Origin of the sequence: Streptomyces kunmingensis (assembly GCF_039533535.1) — a bacterium.
Taxonomy (GTDB): domain Bacteria; phylum Actinomycetota; class Actinomycetes; order Streptomycetales; family Streptomycetaceae; genus Streptomyces; species Streptomyces kunmingensis.
In genome coordinates this window covers 84406-100804 of record NZ_BAAATS010000028.1, presented here as the reverse complement: position 1 = coordinate 100804, position 16399 = coordinate 84406, and the positions used below count along the sequence as shown (strand labels likewise).

Sequence of the window (16399 nt, the reverse complement as noted above, 5' to 3'; positions counted from 1 at the left end):
CTTACGGGCTCCGTACGCCGGCCCGGTACGCGCCGGGTGTGGTGCCTGTGGCCTGGGCGAAGGTGTGGACGAAGGCGCTGGTGGTCGCCCAGCCGCAGGCGTGCGCGGTGTCGGTGACGGCGGCGCCTTCGGCCAGCATGACCAGCGCGGTGAAGAGGCGGGCGCGGGTGCGCCACTGGGGGTAGGTCATCCCGAATTCGTCGCGGTACAGCCGCGAGAGGGTGCGTTCGCTGGTGTGGACCCGGACGGCGAGCTGGGCGAGGGTGCGGGGCCGGCGCAGGTCGTCCTCGACGAGGCGGCAGGCGTCGGCGAGCCGTCGGTCGTGGGCCGCGGGCAGAGCGACCGGTTCGGCCGTGACGCGCCGCAGCCGGTCGCGCAGTACCGCTTCGATGTGCCGGGTCTCGGGCGGTGCGAGGGAGGTGCTGGTCAGGGCGATGAGGAGTTCGCGAACCAGAGGGTCCACCGCGATGACCGTCGGACGCTCGGTGTCGAGCAGGGGCGCCTTGCCCCGGGCGGGAAAGCCGACGGTGTGGAAGCGGCTCTGTCCGTAGAAGCGGTGTTCGTGCCAGGTGTCCGCCGGGATCCACAGGGCCCGGTCGTTCGAGGCGATCCAGGAGCCGTGTTCCGTGGTGATCGCGAGCACGCCGGAGCTGACGTAGATGAGCTGGTGGTCGTCGTGGCGGTGCCGGTCGATGGTGTCGCCGCCGTCGCGGAACTGGGTGCTGGTCGGCGCGACGGGCGTATGGCGGATCTGCGACATGACCAGGCAGAATACGGGAAGCGCGCACAGGTGTTCCTGGCCATCGTGGAGGAGTGACATCGATCCGGGGAACGAGCGCTCCGCACCTGTCCTGTGACCCGCCGGGGCACTGGCGCCGGATGCGGATCTGGGCCACTGCCCATGCCGTCGACGACTTCTACCAGGGCCTCGTGCCCGCCGCCGTCCCGTACTTCGTGCTGCAACGCGACTTCAGCTACGTACAGGCGTCCGGCCTCGCGCTCGCCGCGACGCTGGGCAGTGCGCTGCCGCAGGTGCCGATCGGGCTGCTGGCCGACCGGTACCGGATGCGGTGGATGTCGCCGCTGGGCATCAGCCTGGCCGGGACCGGTGCGGGCCTGTCCGGGCTCGTGCCCTCCTACCCGCTGGTGTTCGCGCTCCTGCTGCTGGCGGGCGTCGGCATCGCGATGTTCCATCCGCCGGCCGGGCGCGACGCGCGCCGCGCGGCCGGGGGCAGCGCGACCGCGATGAGCTACTTCGCCGCCGGGGGCAGCGTCGGCTTCTTCGTCGCCCCGGCGCTCGTCACCCCGGCCCTGGACACCCTCGGGATGGGCGCGACCGCGCTGTTCGTCCCGCCGGCCGTGCTCATGGGCTTCGTCCTGCTGCGCCACCACCACCGCACCGCCGACGCGACGGCCACGAAGGTGCGTCGCCGGGGCAGGGACCGGCCCGGCCTGTTCGCGGCGCTGACCGCCGTCGAGATCGTGCGGTCCACCATCTCGACCGGCCTCAACACGTTCATCTCCCTGTACTGGATCCGCCACTTGGAGGCGAGCAGTGGCCTCGGCGGTGTCGCTCTGACCCTCGAACTCGGCGGCGGCGTGCTCGGCACGCTGCTCGGCGGGCGGCTCGCGGACCGCCTCGGCATGGTCCGCACGGTGCAGATCGGCAACGCGGCCATGCTGCCCGCCCTGTGGCTGATGCTGATCTGCGACGACAGGTACTACGCGCTGCCGCTGGCGTTGCTGGTCGGACTGATCTCGAACATCCCGTTCGCCGTACTCATCAAGCTCGGCCAGGACTATCTGCCCAGCCGGCCCGGGACCGCGGCCGGGGTCACCCTCGGTCTCGCCCTCAGCGCCGGAGGACTGTTCATGCCGCTGCTGGGCATCGTCGCCACCCACTACGGACCCCGGGGCGCGCTCATGGTCCTCGCCACCGTGCCGATCCTCGCGATCCTGCTCTCCACCGCTCTGCGCGAACCGGCCCTCCACGAAGAGGAGCCAGAAGAGGAGCCAGAGCCCGTCAAGGACGCCCCACCCGCGACCGCCTGACCGCGTGACTGCGTTCCTACTGAAGGCGTGCATGCTCGGTGGGGCAGCCATCCATGTCGGATTTCTGCCGGACAACTCCCCCTGGTGCATGGTTCGCTGAGCGCATGAGCACCACACAGACGGACAGGGTCCGGCTCTTTCGTTCTCTCCACACCACCGCCCGCCCCCTGGCGCTCGCCAACGCCTGGGACGTCGCGAGCGCCCGCGTCATCGAGTCCGCGGGCGCGCCCGCGATCGCCACCACCAGCGCAGGCCACTCGTGGTCGGTGGGCGCCCCGGACGGCGACGTTCTCTCCCGCGAGCAGGCGCTGGACCTGGTCGGACGGATCGTCGACGCGGTCGCGGTACCGGTCACCGCCGACATAGAGGGCGGCTACGGCCAGGACCCGGCAGCCGTCGCCGAGACCGTCACCGCAGTCATCGGGGCCGGCGCGGCGGGGGTGAACATCGAGGACGGCACTCGGCCGCCGGCCGATGTCGCGGCCCGGTTGGCGGCCGCCCGGGGTGCGGCGGAGCGAGCGGGCGTGGACCTGTTCCTCAACGCCCGCATCGACACGTACCTGTTCGGCCTGGGCGAGCCCGCCACCCGCCTCAAGGACACCCTGGAGCGGGCCCGCACCTACGTGGAGGCCGGCGCCGACGGCATCTTCGTCCCCGGCGTCACCGACCCCGCCGTCATCACGGCGCTGGCGGCGGAGCTGTCCGTCCCCCTGAACCTCATGGCCGGCCCCGGCGCACCGACAGTGAGCGAACTGGGCGCCCTCGGCGCGGCCCGCGTCAGCCTCGGCCCAGGAGTGGCCCAGGCCGCCTACGCCGCGGCCCGCCGCGCCGCCGAAGCCCTCTACGGCACCGGCAGCTACGACGAGCTCGCCGAAGGCATCCCCTTCCCGGACGTCAACGGCCTGTTCGGCCCACGGTGAGGTGCTGTTCTTCGTCGGCGTGACCCCCGGGTTCAGGGAGTCGCAACTCTGCGGCGGATCAGATCAACCCCTGCGCGAGCATCGCTTCGGCCACCCGCTCGAACCCGGCGATGTTGGCACCGCTCACGTAGTCCCCGGGATTTCCGTACCGCTCCGCGGTCTCCCAGCAGACATCGTGGATGTTCCGCATCACCGCGGCGAGTTCGTTGTCCACCCGCTCCCGCGGCCAGGTCTCCCGGCCGCTGTTCTGGCGCATCTCCAGCGCGCTGACCGCGACACCGCCCGCGTTGGCCGCCTTGCCGGGCCCGTACGCGACCCCGGCGTCCTGAAGGATCCGGACCGCCTCCGGGGTGACGGGCATGTTCGCCCCCTCCGACACGGCGCGTACTCCACCCCGTACGAGGGCCGTGGCGTCGGCGGCGTCCAGCTCGTTCTGCGTCGCCGACGGCAGCGCGACGTCGGCGGGCACCTCCCACACCGACCCGCCCGGCACATAGACCGCCGAGCGGCCGCGGCGCTCCGCGTAGTCGCTCACCCGGCCGCGCTCCACCTCCTTGATCTGCTTGAGCAGTTCGAGGTCGATGCCCTTCTCGTCGACGACGTAGCCGCCGGAGTCCGACACGGTCAGGGGCAGCGCGCCCAGTTCGTGCAGCTTCTCCACCGTGTAGATCGACACGTTGCCCGAGCCCGACACCAGCGCCTGGCGCCCGGCCAGGTCCTCGCCGCGCCGCCGGAGCATCTCGGCGAGGAAGAGGACGTTGCCGTAGCCGGTGGCCTCGGTGCGTCCGGCCGAGCCGCCCCAGCCGATGCCCTTGCCGGTCAGCGCGCCCGACTCCCAGCGGTTGGTGATCCGGCGGTACTGGCCGAACAGGTAACCGATCTCGCGGCCGCCGACGCCTATGTCACCGGCCGGCACGTCCGTGCCCTCGCCGATGTGCCGGTACAGCTCGGTCATGAACGACTGGCAGAACCGCATCACCTCGGCGTCCGACCGTCCCTGCGGGTCGAAGTCGCTGCCGCCCTTGCCGCCGCCGATGCCGAGGCCCGTCAGCGCGTTCTTGAATATCTGCTCGAAGCCGAGGAACTTCACGACGCTCAGATTGACCGACGGGTGGAAGCGCAGACCGCCCTTGTACGGGCCGAGCGCGCTGTTGAACTCCACACGGAACCCGCGGTTGACGTGGGTACGGCCCTTGTCGTCCTGCCACGGCACCCGGAACACCACCTGGCGCTCGGGTTCGCAGAGCCGCTCGATCAGCGCGGCCTCCGCCAGCTCCGGCCGGGCCGCGAGGACCGGCGCCAGCGACTGCAGCACCTCGCGCGCCGCCTGGTGGAACTCGGGCTGTGCGGGGTTGCGGCGGACGAGTTCGGAATGGACGGCGGCGAGTTCGTCCTGCGTGGATGCTGCGGTCATGGCGATCCTCCCGGGCTGACGGCTCCTGAGTGCACCCGTCCGTGGAGACCGGGTAGCAAGGATTGTGGCAAAGCAGCGATCTCCAGATGCGCATGGGTCACCAGGTCCGGGGGCGCAGGCGTGCCGCGGCGCAACATATCGGCCTTCGCGCGCTCAGTCGGCGGCGACGGGCGAGAGCCGGTAAGCGCCCTGGTGAGCGGCGACACGGCCGGCGGTGGGCGGTGCGAAGTGGGTGCCGAGGACGAGGGTGTCCGTGCCGGCGAGCGAGCCGAGCAGTGCGCGGCGTGAGGCCTCGGACCGCTCGGGGTCGATATCGACGCAGGCCCCGATGGCCGGGTGCGCGAACTGGACCGGGTGGTGGATGCAGTCGCCGGTGATCACAGCCGTCTCCCCGCGGCTGGTCAGCTCGAGGGCGATATGGCCGGGAGTGTGCCCGGGGGTCGGGATCATGCGCAGGCCCGGGACGATCTCCACGCCGTCCGCGGGGACGTCGACGAGGTCGAGCAGCCCTGCCTCCTCCACGGGGATCACGGAGTCGCGGAACATCTGCCGGCGGGCCTCTTCCATGTCGTACCCGGCCCAGAACTCCCGCTCGACGCGCGAGGTGAGGTAACGGGCGTGGGGGAAGGTGGGCACCCACGCGCCGTTCACCCTCCGCGTGTTCCAGCCGACGTGGTCGGCGTGCAGGTGGGTGAGGATCACCAGGTCGACGGAGTCCGGGGGGAATCCGGCGGCGGTGAGGCGCTCGATGTAGTCGGTGTCCAGGTCGTGCCAGGCGGGGTTGGCCCGCTCCTTGCCGTTGCCGATACCGGTGTCCACCAGAACACGCAGGCCGTCGACCGTGAACGCGAAGCTGTGGCTGTCGATACGCAGGACGCCATCGTCGTCGGCGAAATGGGGCCGCAGCCAGTCCTGTCCTGCGACGACATCCGGGGTGGCGCCGGGCAGCAGCCACGGGCCGGTGGCGGGCGGCAGAGGGACCTCGTCGACGCGATGGACGGCGACGTCGCCCACGGTCCAGGCGGGGATGGCGATCGGGTCGGTCATCGGCGCATTGCTCATGCTCGTTCGTTCCTTCGGTCTCGTGGCGGACGTGACCCACTAGCGTCCAAGCGCTAAACGCAATCTGTTTGCTTTAAGCCACCGTAGGCTCTACAGTCACCTAAAGCAAACGGTTAGCTTTTGCCTTCGAAGGGAACCATCGATGCCCTCCGCCGAACTGACCCCACCGCAAGCGGCCCACTGGGCCGCCCGCGCCGGGCTCCCCCTGCCCACCGAGCGCCACGCCGCGGTCGCGGCCACCGCCAACCACATCCACTCCGTCGTCGCGGTCCTGCGCGAACTGGACTTCGGAGACACCCCGCCCGCCTCCGCCTACCGCGCCGAACAGGAGAACCACGATGCAGCCGTATGAACTGCCCCTCGCCCTGGCCGCCGATGCCATCCGGACCCGGCAGCTGTCCCCCGTAGAGCTGACCGACTCCGTCCTGGAGCGCATCGGACAGGTCGAACCGGAGCTTCAGGCCTACGTCACCGTCACCGCCGAGCGGACCCGCCGAGCCGCACGCGAAGCCGAGAGCGACATCGCGGCCGGCCGCTACCGCGGGCCGCTGCACGGCATCCCGATGGGCCTCAAGGACCTGATCGACGTCGCCGGCGTGGCGACCTCGGCCAGCTCCCGCGTCCGGGCCGACCACCGCGCGCAGGCCGACAGCACCGTCGCCGCCCGGCTCGCCGCCGCCGGCGCGCTTCTGGTCGGCAAGACCCACACCCATGAGTTCGCCTACGGGCTGACCACCCCGCAGACCAGCAACGCCTGGGACCCGGACCGGGTCGCCGGCGGCTCCAGCGGCGGGTCCGCCGTCGCCGTCGCCGCGGGCACCGCGACCTTCGCCCTGGGCACCGACACCGGCGGATCGATCCGGGTGCCCGCCGCGCTCAACGGCGTCATCGGCCTCAAGCCGACGTACGGCCTCGTCCCCCGCCACGGCGTCACCTCGCTGTCCTGGTCGCTGGACCACGTGGGCCCGATCACCCGCACCGTCGAGGACGCGGCCCTGGTCCTGTCCGCCCTGACCGGACACGACCCGCACGACCCCGCGTCCCTCACGACTCCCCCGGTGGACTACCGGCCGGGCGCGGACACGGACCTGACGGGGCTGCGCGTGGGCGTGCCGCGCACCTACTACTTCGACCACGTCGACGCCGAGGTGGAGAGCGCCGTCCGGCGCGCCATCGGCCGGCTCGAGGCCCTCGGCGCACGGCTCGTCGACGTCGACATCCCCATGACGCGCTACATCCAGGCGACCCAGTGGGGCCTGATGGTGCCCGAGGCGACCGCCTACCACGAGAGCACCCTGCGCACGGCCCCCGAGCTCTACCAGGACGACGTCCGCATCCTCCTCGAAGCCGGCGAACTCATGCCCGCAGGGGACTACCTTCGTGCCCAGCGCGCCCGCACCCGGATGCGGCAGGAATGGGCGCACCTGCTGCGGGAGGTCGACCTGATCGCCGCCCCCACCGTCCCGACCACCGCGGTCCGGGCCGGACAGTCCACGATCACCTGGGCCGACGGCACCGTCGAGGGTGTCTCCGACGCCTACGTACGCCTCTCGTCCCCCGCCAACATCACCGGGCTGCCGTCCCTGTCCGTCCCGGTGGGCCACGATGCGGCGGGCCTGCCGATCGGCATGCAGCTCATCGGGCGACCGCTCGAAGAGCGCCGGCTCCTGCGGACCGGCCACGCCTACGAGCAGACCCAGCCCGCCCGCCGGCTCGCGCGCGCGGCATGAAGCAAACACCGGCCGACGCCCGCACGCGCCTCGCTAGACGCAATAATTTTGCTTTAACATATCTCTCATGAGCAGGCAGATGGTGCGCCCCGGCGGGCGCAGCGCCCGGGTCCAGGAATCGGTCCACACCGCCGTACGCGAACTGGCGTCGGAGGTCGGCCGGGACGCTCTGACGGTTCCGATGGTCGCCCAGCGTGCGGGCGTGACTCCGTCGACGATCTACCGCCGCTGGGGGGACCTCCAGGAGCTGTTGTCGGATGTCGCGGTCGAGCGTCTGCGGCCCGACACCGCGCCCAGGGTCCACGGTGACATGTCGGCCGATCTGACGGCCTGGGCCGAACAGTTCCTCGACGAGATGGCCTCTCCCGCGGGCCGCGCCTACATCCGGGACGCGCTGCTCGGCGACCCGGACGGCGGCAACGCCGGACAGTGCTCGGCCTACGCCGCCGACCAGATCGGCCTCGTCCTCACCCGGGCGACCGAACACGGGGACGAGACACCCGACGTCGAGACCGTCATGGACCGAGTCGTCGCGCCCATCATGTACCGCATCCTCTTCCGCCCGGAGGGACTGGACGCCGCGTACGCGCGCTCGCTCGTGGCCGATGTCCTCGCCCGGACGGGCCCATGACCCGATCTGACCTGATCCGATCTGACCTGATCTGACCTGCTCCGGTCCGTGAACAAATCCCTCGACACCGGCCGCGGTGATCGGGGACGCTTCGCGCGATGACCAGAATCGACGACACACCCACCGCGTGGGACGAGCGCACCCAGCTCACCACGTTTCTCGACTACGCACGTGACACCGCCCGCGCCAAGTGCGACGGCGTCTCCGCGGAGAACGCCCGCAAGGCGCTCCTGCCGGGCTCACCGCTGATGACCATGAGCGGGGTGATCAACCACCTCCGCTGGGTCGAGTACTACTGGTTCCAGGTGGTCCTCCTCGGCGAGGAGGACCTGGGCCCCTGGACCGACGAGGACCCCGACCGCGAGATGCGTATCGCCGTCGACTTCCCGCTCCCGCGACTGCTCGACGAATACGCCGGACAAAGCGCCCGCTACCGCGAACTCGTCGCCCGGAACGACCTGGACAGGCGAGCCGAGCGAGCCGTCCGCAACGGCCTGCACGTCGACCTGCGCTGGATCCTCCTCCACCTCACCGAGGAAACGGCCCGCCACAACGGCCACTTGGACATCCTGCGCGAGCTGCTCGACGGCACGACCGGCGACTAGACCCGGCATCGGAGCCCCTGCACGCTCGCTCGTTCGTCCGGTAGACAAACCTTTGCGTGGGCGTAACTCCCCACCTGAGGCGCCGTTGTTCAGTCATAGAAACATTCAGCATGTATTGACTGAGGAGCAGCAGGGTGGACGTCTTTGGACAGGTGACCGGCTTGCTCACCGACATGTTCCGGATCCCGGCGCAAACGGTGCAGCCGGACGTTCCGCTGTATCAACTGCGCATCGACAGCCTGGCGTTGGAGGAGGTGAGACTGGCACTCGAGGACGAGCTGAACGTCGATCTGGAGGACGTGCCGCTCACCTCCCGGGACACCGTGGGACGTCTGGTGGCCGCGGTGAGTGAGAAAGCGGCGGTGCGGTGATGAGTACGGCACCAGCACAATCCCCGATGGCGGTGACCGGGATCGGCCTGGTCACGGCGGCCGGCCGGGACACCAAGGAGACGTGGAGCGAGATCACCGGCGCCACCGTCCCGTCGTCCGTGCGCCGGCCCGAGTCCATGCAGGGACTGCCCTGCGACTTCGCGTACGCCGTCGACGGCCTGGACGTCGACGCCCACCTGGGCGGAGCGATCCGGCTGATGGACCGTTTCGCCCAGCTGGCGGTGATCGCGGCACGCGAAGCCGTCGCCGACGCCGGGCTCGACCCCGACACCTGGGACGGCAGCCGGGTCGCCGTGGTGATCGGCTCGGCGCACGGGGGTCTGCGGTTCTACGACGAACAGCAGGCCATCCTTCACGAGCGCGGCGCCCGCAGGGTCTCCCCGAAGGTCGCTGTGCTGAGCGTTCCGAACAACGCCGTCAGCAGCGTCTGCATGGATCTCGGTGCCCGCGGCCCGAGCCTCGCCGTCAGCACGGCCTGCGCCTCGGGCACCGACGCGATCGGCACCGCGCTGGCCTGGCTGCGCGCCGGACGCTGCGACATCGCGGTGGCCGGTGGCGCGGAGTCCCTCACCTCCCGCGTCATCCTCGCCAGCGCCTGCCAGATGAGGGCGCTCTCCACCCGCGTGGACGATCCCGCGACCGCCTGCCGGCCGTTCGATATCGACCGGGACGGCTTCGTCGTCGGCGAAGGGTCCGGGCTCCTCGTACTGGAGCACCCCGACCACGCCCGCGCCCGGGGCGCCGCAGTCCGAGCCCACGTGGCCGGATACGGGTCGTCCAACGACGCGTCGTCCTCCGTCGCCCCCGACGAGAACGGCGCGGGCATCGAGACGGCACTGCGCGCCGCGCTGGCCGACGCCGACCTGAGCGCCGCCGACATCGGGCACGTCAACGCGCACGGCACCTCGACGATCCTCAACGACCTCGTGGAGAGCGCCGCCCTGCACCGCGTCTTCGGCGACAGCCCGCTCGTCACGTCCACCAAGCCCATGACCGGGCACGCCCTGGGAGCCGCGGGCGGCATCGAAGCCGCCCTCACCGCGCTGGCCCTCCAGGACCAGGTCGTCCCCGCGACGGTGAACCTGCGACAGCAGGACCCTCGCGTACCGATCCAGACGGTGACCAGGACGGCCCGGCCGGCCCGGTTCGACTGCGCGGCGAGCACCTCCCTCGGCTTCGGCGGGCACAACGCCGCCCTCATGCTCACCCGCGCATGAGCCGAGCAGGCACCCCCGCATGAGGCAGCCATCGCGCCCTCCCTCACCCGGCGGGCCGGCCACCGCAGGCTGAACCGGCCCCCGCCGCACCCGAACCCGCGACAGAACAGGAAAACCATGCCGGACGAGGTGGTCCGCACCCTGACCGTAGACGGCGTCCAGTACGCGTACCGCAGGCTGTGCCGGCCCGCACCGGAGACCGAACCCATCGTGCTTCTGGGCGGTGTGTTCCAGGGGCTGCACGGATGGCATCCCATCGACACGACCTTGAACGAGAAGGCCGACGTCATCACCCTGGACTACCTCGGCGACGGCACCCGCGCCTCCGCCCAGTACATCTCACCGGCTCAGGCGAGCCGGGCGGTGGCGCAGGCCGTGGACGACCTCGGGGCGGACCGGATCAACCTTCTCGGCTACTCCTACGGCTCCGTCATCGCCCACCAGTACGCGCTGCGCCACCCCGAGCGGATCGCGCGCCTGATGCTCGGCGGCGTGCCCACGGGCGCCACCCCGGAACAACAGCCCTACGCACAGGCGATCGCCGCGACCATCGCGGAGGGAGACAAGGCGAAGGTCGCAACCCTGCTGGTGGAGATCATGCTGTGCATGGACCCCGACGTCGAGGTACCGCACCGCGATCTGGTCTACCGCTGCCTGCGGCGCACGCTGCTGCGACACCTGCACAGTCCCCATGCCATGGTCGGACTTCAGCGTTCACTGAACGCCGAGATCGCCGTCACGCAGGACCGCCTCCCGTCGGTGCCCACCCTCGTCTTCAGCGGCGTGCACGACACGCTCACCCCCGTGCCGCAGCAACGCGCCTTCGCCGAGTCCGTCGACGGCTGTCAGTTCACCGTCATCGACTCCGCGGACCATCTCGTCATCCTCGAACGGCCCGCCGAGGTGGCCGATCTGGCGTTGCGGCACTTCACAGAGGGGATCGGTTCCTGCATCCGGGTGGGCGTCCGGAGCGAGAGCGTGCCGTAGGACGACCAACATCGTTGGCCCTTGTGCACGTTCCGTACCGAGCGAGAGATGAAGTTCCATGCGTCGAATGAGCATTGTCCTGGGCACGGCCGTCGCGGCCGTCGGCCTGGCCACTTCGATGGCGAGCGCTGCCCCCGTCTCCAAGGACGGACCGCCGTTCCCCTACAAGGACTGCCTGGCCGCCACCAAGGCGAAGGGCGAGTCCCCGTCCTACGGTAAGTGGCACTGCGACCAACTGGTCAAGAAGGGCTGGGTCAAGCCCAACAGCTGATCAGTCAGCAGGTCTTCCGGCCTCTCCCGGCCCAGGAACGACCACTCGACACCCCACGGCCCTCAAGAGGGCCGTGGGGTGTTGTGCTGTCCGGGGTCACACCTGTGGTGCGCCGGCACCAGGGCACGTGTGCGGCTGGTCCGGGTGCACCAGAGGAAGACAGCGACGAGGGACGATGCCCGGAGGGGCGCCAGAGGGAAGTGTTGGAGGCGCGCAGATCCCGCGCAGCCCTTTCGTCGACCTACATCGACCCTCTTCGACCCTCGCCAGGATTGGACGTCTATGTCCGAAGCTGTTCTGTCTCCAGTGTCACCCGCACCCCACGTACCTTCCGTCCGCCTCGGAAAGCTGTCGATCGGCGCCCTCGGCTTCTTGGCGCTGGCCCTCGGCACCCTGCAGTCAGTCGTGGAACCCGCCTTACCGCTGCTGCAACGTGAGTTGGGGGTCAGTCCAGCCGAAGGCGCCTTGGTCGCCAACACGTTGCTCATCACGGGCGCGGTCGTCACACCTGTCGCAGGCAAACTCGGCGACCGCTACGGCGGGAAGCGGGTACTGGTCTGGCTGATGGCCGTGGTTTCCGCCGGTGGTCTGTTGGCGGGCCTCGCACCGAACCTGCCGGTGTTGTTGCTCGGTCAGGTGTTGCAGGGCGTCATGGTGGGCGCACTGCCCCTGTCTTTCATCCTGGTGCGCAAACACCTCACGACCGGTGCGTCACAGGTGGCGATCGGGCTGGTCGTCGCGCTGTTCACCGGCGGCGGCATCGTGGGAACGGCGGTTGCCGGACCGATCGCGGAAGGAATGTCCTGGCACTGGATGTTCGCGTTGCCGACGATCGCGATCATCGCGGCGACGTCGGTCGTGACGCGACTGATGCCGCATGATCCGCCGATCCGGTCGGTCGACAGGATCGACTGGGCCGGCGCGGTTCTGCTGAGCGGCACGTTGCTCGCGTTCATGCTCGGGCTCGTCACGGCGACGAGCGGCGGCCTGCCCCCGTTCGCGGTCGGTGCCCTCGCGGCGGTCGCGGTTGCTCTGGCGACCGCATGGGTTGTCGTGGAGCGCCGGGCGGCCTCGCCGATGGTCGATCTGCGCATGCTGGCGAAGCCTGCCATGTGGCAGGCCTGCGTGCTCACCCTCGTCATCACTGTCAGCCTCGGCATGGTGCTGTTTCTCCTCCCCCAGCTGTTCGCGATACCGGGCGACGGGTACGGCTTCGGAGCAAGCACCACTGACATCGGGCTGTTCCTGCTGCCCGGCGCCATCGCCGGCGCGCTGAGCGACTCGGTCGGCGGGATCGCGGCGCGGCGTTTCGGTTCACGGGCCGTGATCCTCGTGGGCACCCTCGTCACGGCGGTCACGATGTTCGCCCTGGCATCGCTGCACACGGCCGCATGGCAGCTCGTCCTCGCGAAGGTGCTGACCGCGTTCGCCGCGGGTGTCGGTACCACCGCGCTCCTTGCGCGTACCGCCACCGCCGTCGAGGCCGAGGACACCGGCATCGCGACCAGCCTGCTCGTGGTGACCCGCGTGATCGGCGTCGCCCTGGGCGTCCAGATCGGCGGCGCGATCCTTGCCGCCGGGACCGGCTCTGCGACGGGCCTGCCCGCCGAGTCTGCTTTCGTCACAGGCTTCGCCGTCGCCGGCCTCATCTCCGCGATATCCCTGCTCGTGGTCCGCTCCGCGAAATCGGGCGTGGTCCGGTGAAGCGCAGGGTTCTGATCTCCGGGGCCAGTATCTCCGGACCCGCGCTGGCGTACTGGCTGCACCGGTCAGGATGCGCGGTCACCGTGGTGGAGAAGGCGGGCGCACTGCGCGACGGTGGCTACCCGATCGACGTCCGCGGTACCGCGATCGAAGTGGTCCGGCGGATGGGGATATTGCCGCAACTGCGGGACGCGCACATCGACTCGCGTCGTTTCACGTTCCTCAACGCCGATGGCAGCGAAGTGGCCGTGGTCGACGCGAGCGCCGTGGCCGGCAGTGTCGAGGGGCAGGACCTCGAAGTGCGTCGGGGGGATCTGGCCGCGGCCCTCTACGCACAGGTCCGCGACGACGTGGAGTTCCTGTTCGACGACTCCATCGACACCCTCGTCCAGTCCGGGCAAGGTGTCGACGTCACGTTCCACAGTGGGCACCAGCACACGTATGACCTGGTGGTCGGCGCCGACGGGATGCACTCTCGTACCAGGGAGTTGGTGTTCGGTCCCGAAGAACAGTTCCACCGCTACCTCGGCTACTGCTTCGCCCTCTTCACCATGCCGAACACCTTCGGCCTGTCCCGCGAGCTCTTGATGTGGAACGCCCCGGGGAGGGCCGCGGCCCTCTACGCCGTCGGGGACAACGACAAGCTGCACGCCTTCCTCAACTTCCACCAACCGGAACCGCCGTTCGACGCCCTACGGGATCCAGACCGTCAGCGCGACCTGGTCGCCGCGGTTTTCGCGGACGCGGGATGGGAGGTCCCCGGCATGGTCGCCGCCCTGCGTGACGCGGATGACCTGTTCTTCGACACGGCCGGTCAGATCCGCATGCCCCATTGGTCCAGTGGCCGCGTCGCGCTCGTCGGAGACGCCGCGTACGCACCCTCGTTCCTCACAGGACAGGGCTCGAGCCTCGCGCTCGTCGGCGCCTACATGCTCGCCGACGCCCTTGCCACGGGCCGGGACCACACTGCGGCCTTCACCGCCTACGAACGCGGCGTGGGCGATTTCGTAGCCATGAACCAGGCATTGGTCGATCACGGTGCGGCCACGCTCTTTCCCACCACGGCGCGGGCCTTGGAGCAGCGCAACACCATGCTGCGCGGCCTCCGCACCCTGCCCTCCGCCCCGGCCCGGCCGGCTCATACGGCCCTGGTGCTGCCCGATGTCTCCCCGATGCCGTAAGCGGCGCCGGCTGTGCACGCCTTCCGTGGCGGGCTACGACGGGCGGGCTACGACGGGCGGTCGCTGTCACCGTCCGGGGCGGCTCGGGCCAGGCCCGTCCGGTAGGCGATGACGACGAGTTGCGCCCGGTCGCGGGCCTCAAGTTTCGTCATGGCGCGCTGCACGTGGGCGCGGACGGTGAACGGGCTGAGGAACATCCGCTCGGCGATCTCCGGGTTGGACAGGCCGGTCGCGACCAGGGCCACCATCTCGCGTTCGCGTGGGGTGAGTACGTCGAGCTGTTCGGAGCGGAGCGCCGGAGCGGCGTCCGGTGTGGCCAGGAATCGGGCGACCAGGGAACGGGTCGCGGCCGGGGAGAGAAGGGTGTCGCCTTCGGCGATCGTGCGTACCGCGTTCAGCAGGTCCTCGGCCCCGATCCCCTTGCCGATGAACCCGCCGGCCCCCGCGCGCAGCGCCTGAGCGACGTACTCGTCGGTTTCGTACGTGGTGAGGATCAGGATGCGGCTGGCACGCAGTTCCGGGTCCGCGCAGATCTGTGTCGTGGCGGTGAGACCGTCCGTCCCGGGCATCCGAATGTCCATGATCACCACGTCCGGGCGCAGCTCCCGGGTGAGTCTCACCGCCTCCGCGCCGTCGGCGGCCTCGCCGACCACGGTGATGTCGTCGGCGCTGTCGAGAAGGATACGGAAGGCGTCGCGCAGCAAGGCCTGGTCGTCGGCGAGGAGCACCCGGAGCGTCACGGAGTGCCCCCGGCCTCTGTGTCGGTGTTCGTTGCCCGGTCGGCCGTGGGAGCCGGATCCTTGGTGGGCGGGAAGGGCAGGTGGGCCGAGACCACGAAGCCCCCTTCCGGGCGTCTGCCCGTGGAAAGGTGTCCCCCGACCGCGGTGGCACGTTCACGCATGCCGATCAGACCGTAACCGGGCGGGCGGTTCCCGGGGGCGGGGGCGTCCGGGCCCTGGGGTGTGGTCCGTCCTGTGCGGGCGTCCCCTCCGTCGTCGGTGACGGTGATGGTCACGCGATCGCGGTTCCAGGCGAGGCGCACCTGGGCGCTGTCGGTGGCGGCGTGCTTGGTCACGTTGGTCAGAGCCTCCTGGATGATGCGGTAGGCGGTGAGGTCCACCCCTGGCGGCAGCGGCCTGGCCGTGCCCTCGTGGTGCGCCGACACCTCCAGGCCCGCGCGGCGGAACGACTCGAGGAGCGTGGGAAGCCGGGACAGTCCGGGCGCCGGTTCCGCGGGCGCCGGCGCGTCCCCGGACTGGCGCAACAGGCCGACCGTGGCCCGCAGTTCGTCGAGCGCGTGGCCGGTGGTTTCGACGAGTTCGTCCAGGCTCTTACGGGTCTGCTGCGGACGGACGTCGAAGAGGTGGGCGGCGACCGTGGCCTGCGCGTTGGCGAGGGTGATCTGGTGCGCCACGAGGTCGTGCAGTTCCCGGGCTATGCGCACCCGTTCCTCGGCCACGCGCTGACGCGCCTCGCTGTCCCGGCTCTCCTCGGCCCGTTGCGCCCGTTCCTCCACGGCTGCCAGGTATGCACGCCGGTTGCGCACCGAGTGCCCGAGTACACCGGCCATCAGCGGGAACGCCGCCACCGCTCCCATTCTGCTCGCGTCCTGCCACGAGAGGTCCCCGGACAAGGGTGTACCGACGGCCAGCAGCGCCGCGGAGGCGAGCAGCACCATGCTTGCCGCACGCCGTTCGGTGCGCGCGGTGAGCGAGCAGGAATAGGCGGTGATCGCGGTGGGGGCCACGGTGAGCGGGCTCAGCAGGAGGCCCAGGAGCGGCGCCAGGAGGCCGCCGGCCGTCGTGACCGCCATGACGGTCAGGGGCGTTCGGTGTCGCAGCGGCAGCATGGCGCAGGATGCCGCAGCAATGAAGTAGGCGGCGGCAGGGGGTGGTTGGAGCGTGTTGTCGACCTGCACCACTCCGCCGAGCAGACAGAGCGCGAACGCCGTCGTTGTGATCGCTCCTTCGCGCCACCACGTGGGGCGCCGGAAGGCTCGCCGTCCGGGTCGGTCGGGCGCCGTCATCTGTGATCGCTCCAGACACGGTCGGTAAGGCCGGTGAGGGCGGTAAGGCCGGTAAGGGCGGTCGGGCAGCTCGGGTCGGTCGGGTAGATACGCGGGACCATGCTCCCCTCACACTTCCCTTCGGCGCCTCGCCGGGCATCGTCCACGGGATCCGGCTTCCCATAGTGCACCCGCACCAGCCGCTCACACGTCCTGGTGCATACGCAC

17 protein-coding genes are annotated in these 16399 nt (G+C 70.5%); 12 read left to right on the top strand and 5 right to left on the bottom strand.

Features of this window, described 5'->3' with window-relative positions:
* Position 1: 1 nt before the first annotated feature.
* Positions 2 to 760, bottom strand: coding sequence for an AraC family transcriptional regulator (locus tag ABD366_RS31305; protein WP_324768047.1), 759 nt, complete (start codon positions 758 to 760; stop codon positions 2 to 4).
* A gap of 119 nt (positions 761 to 879) precedes the next feature.
* On the opposite strand from ABD366_RS31305, the gene ABD366_RS31300 reads away from it, so the two are divergent.
* Positions 880 to 2052, top strand: coding sequence for an MFS transporter (locus ABD366_RS31300; RefSeq protein ID WP_324768123.1), 1173 nt, complete (start codon positions 880 to 882; stop codon positions 2050 to 2052).
* Between the two features lie 104 nt (positions 2053 to 2156).
* Positions 2157 to 2972, top strand: a complete 816-nt coding sequence (locus tag ABD366_RS31295) for an isocitrate lyase/PEP mutase family protein (RefSeq protein WP_324768046.1) — start codon at positions 2157 to 2159, stop codon at positions 2970 to 2972.
* A 58-nt stretch (positions 2973 to 3030) separates the two neighbouring features.
* On the opposite strand, the gene gdhA is transcribed toward ABD366_RS31295, so the two are convergent.
* Entirely contained in the window at positions 3031 to 4386 is a 1356-nt protein-coding gene (gene gdhA / locus ABD366_RS31290; RefSeq protein WP_324768045.1) for an NADP-specific glutamate dehydrogenase, read from the bottom strand.
* Between the two features lie 153 nt (positions 4387 to 4539).
* Positions 4540 to 5448: an MBL fold metallo-hydrolase gene (locus ABD366_RS31285; RefSeq protein WP_324768044.1), complete on the bottom strand. Its 909-nt coding sequence runs from the start codon at positions 5446 to 5448 to the stop codon at positions 4540 to 4542.
* A 142-nt stretch (positions 5449 to 5590) separates the two neighbouring features.
* Here ABD366_RS31285 and ABD366_RS31280 point away from each other — a divergent pair, with 142 nt between their 5' ends.
* The 10 genes from ABD366_RS31280 (at position 5591) to ABD366_RS31235 (ending at position 14166) form a co-directional block, all read left to right on the top strand.
* The gene (locus tag ABD366_RS31280) at positions 5591 to 5800 is read left to right on the top strand and encodes a hypothetical protein (RefSeq protein WP_324768043.1); all 210 of its coding nucleotides are present in this window, start codon (positions 5591 to 5593) and stop codon (positions 5798 to 5800) included.
* Complete coding sequence (locus tag ABD366_RS31275; protein WP_324768041.1) at positions 5787 to 7178, top strand: amidase; 1392 nt, start codon at positions 5787 to 5789, stop codon at positions 7176 to 7178. Before ABD366_RS31280 ends, ABD366_RS31275 begins: the two co-directional genes overlap by 14 nt.
* Before the next feature lie 67 nt (positions 7179 to 7245).
* On the top strand, positions 7246 to 7809 hold the full coding sequence (locus ABD366_RS31270; protein WP_324768040.1) for a TetR/AcrR family transcriptional regulator: 564 nt from the start codon (positions 7246 to 7248) through the stop codon (positions 7807 to 7809).
* 98 nt (positions 7810 to 7907) lie between these two features.
* Entirely contained in the window at positions 7908 to 8414 is a 507-nt protein-coding gene (locus ABD366_RS31265) for a DinB family protein (protein ID WP_324768038.1), read from the top strand.
* A gap of 161 nt (positions 8415 to 8575) precedes the next feature.
* Positions 8576 to 8785, top strand: a complete 210-nt coding sequence (locus ABD366_RS31260) for an acyl carrier protein (protein WP_411293673.1) — start codon at positions 8576 to 8578, stop codon at positions 8783 to 8785.
* Positions 8785 to 10023, top strand: coding sequence for a beta-ketoacyl-[acyl-carrier-protein] synthase family protein (locus tag ABD366_RS31255; RefSeq protein ID WP_324768037.1), 1239 nt, complete (start codon positions 8785 to 8787; stop codon positions 10021 to 10023). The genes ABD366_RS31260 and ABD366_RS31255 overlap by 1 nt, the downstream gene beginning before the upstream one ends.
* A 117-nt stretch (positions 10024 to 10140) precedes the next feature.
* Positions 10141 to 11010: an alpha/beta fold hydrolase gene (locus ABD366_RS31250; RefSeq protein WP_324768035.1), complete on the top strand. Its 870-nt coding sequence runs from the start codon at positions 10141 to 10143 to the stop codon at positions 11008 to 11010.
* Positions 11011 to 11077: 67 nt separating this feature from the next.
* Complete coding sequence (locus tag ABD366_RS31245; protein WP_324768034.1) at positions 11078 to 11281, top strand: hypothetical protein; 204 nt, start codon at positions 11078 to 11080, stop codon at positions 11279 to 11281.
* Between the two features lie 282 nt (positions 11282 to 11563).
* Complete coding sequence (locus tag ABD366_RS31240) at positions 11564 to 12985, top strand: MFS transporter (protein WP_324768120.1); 1422 nt, start codon at positions 11564 to 11566, stop codon at positions 12983 to 12985.
* Positions 12982 to 14166 carry an FAD-dependent monooxygenase gene (locus ABD366_RS31235; RefSeq protein WP_324768033.1) on the top strand — a complete coding sequence of 395 codons (1185 nt, stop codon included), beginning with the start codon at positions 12982 to 12984 and terminating at the stop codon, positions 14164 to 14166. The genes ABD366_RS31240 and ABD366_RS31235 overlap by 4 nt, the downstream gene beginning before the upstream one ends.
* Positions 14167 to 14213: 47 nt before the next feature.
* Here the strand turns inward: ABD366_RS31235 and ABD366_RS31230 are convergent, their stop codons facing one another.
* Both ABD366_RS31230 and ABD366_RS31225 read right to left on the bottom strand, forming a co-directional pair.
* Entirely contained in the window at positions 14214 to 14906 is a 693-nt protein-coding gene (locus ABD366_RS31230) for a response regulator transcription factor (RefSeq protein ID WP_324768032.1), read from the bottom strand.
* Positions 14903 to 16192 carry a sensor histidine kinase gene (locus tag ABD366_RS31225; protein WP_324768030.1) on the bottom strand — a complete coding sequence of 430 codons (1290 nt, stop codon included), beginning with the start codon at positions 16190 to 16192 and terminating at the stop codon, positions 14903 to 14905. Before ABD366_RS31225 ends, ABD366_RS31230 begins: the two co-directional genes overlap by 4 nt.
* Positions 16193 to 16399: the final 207 nt, after the last annotated feature.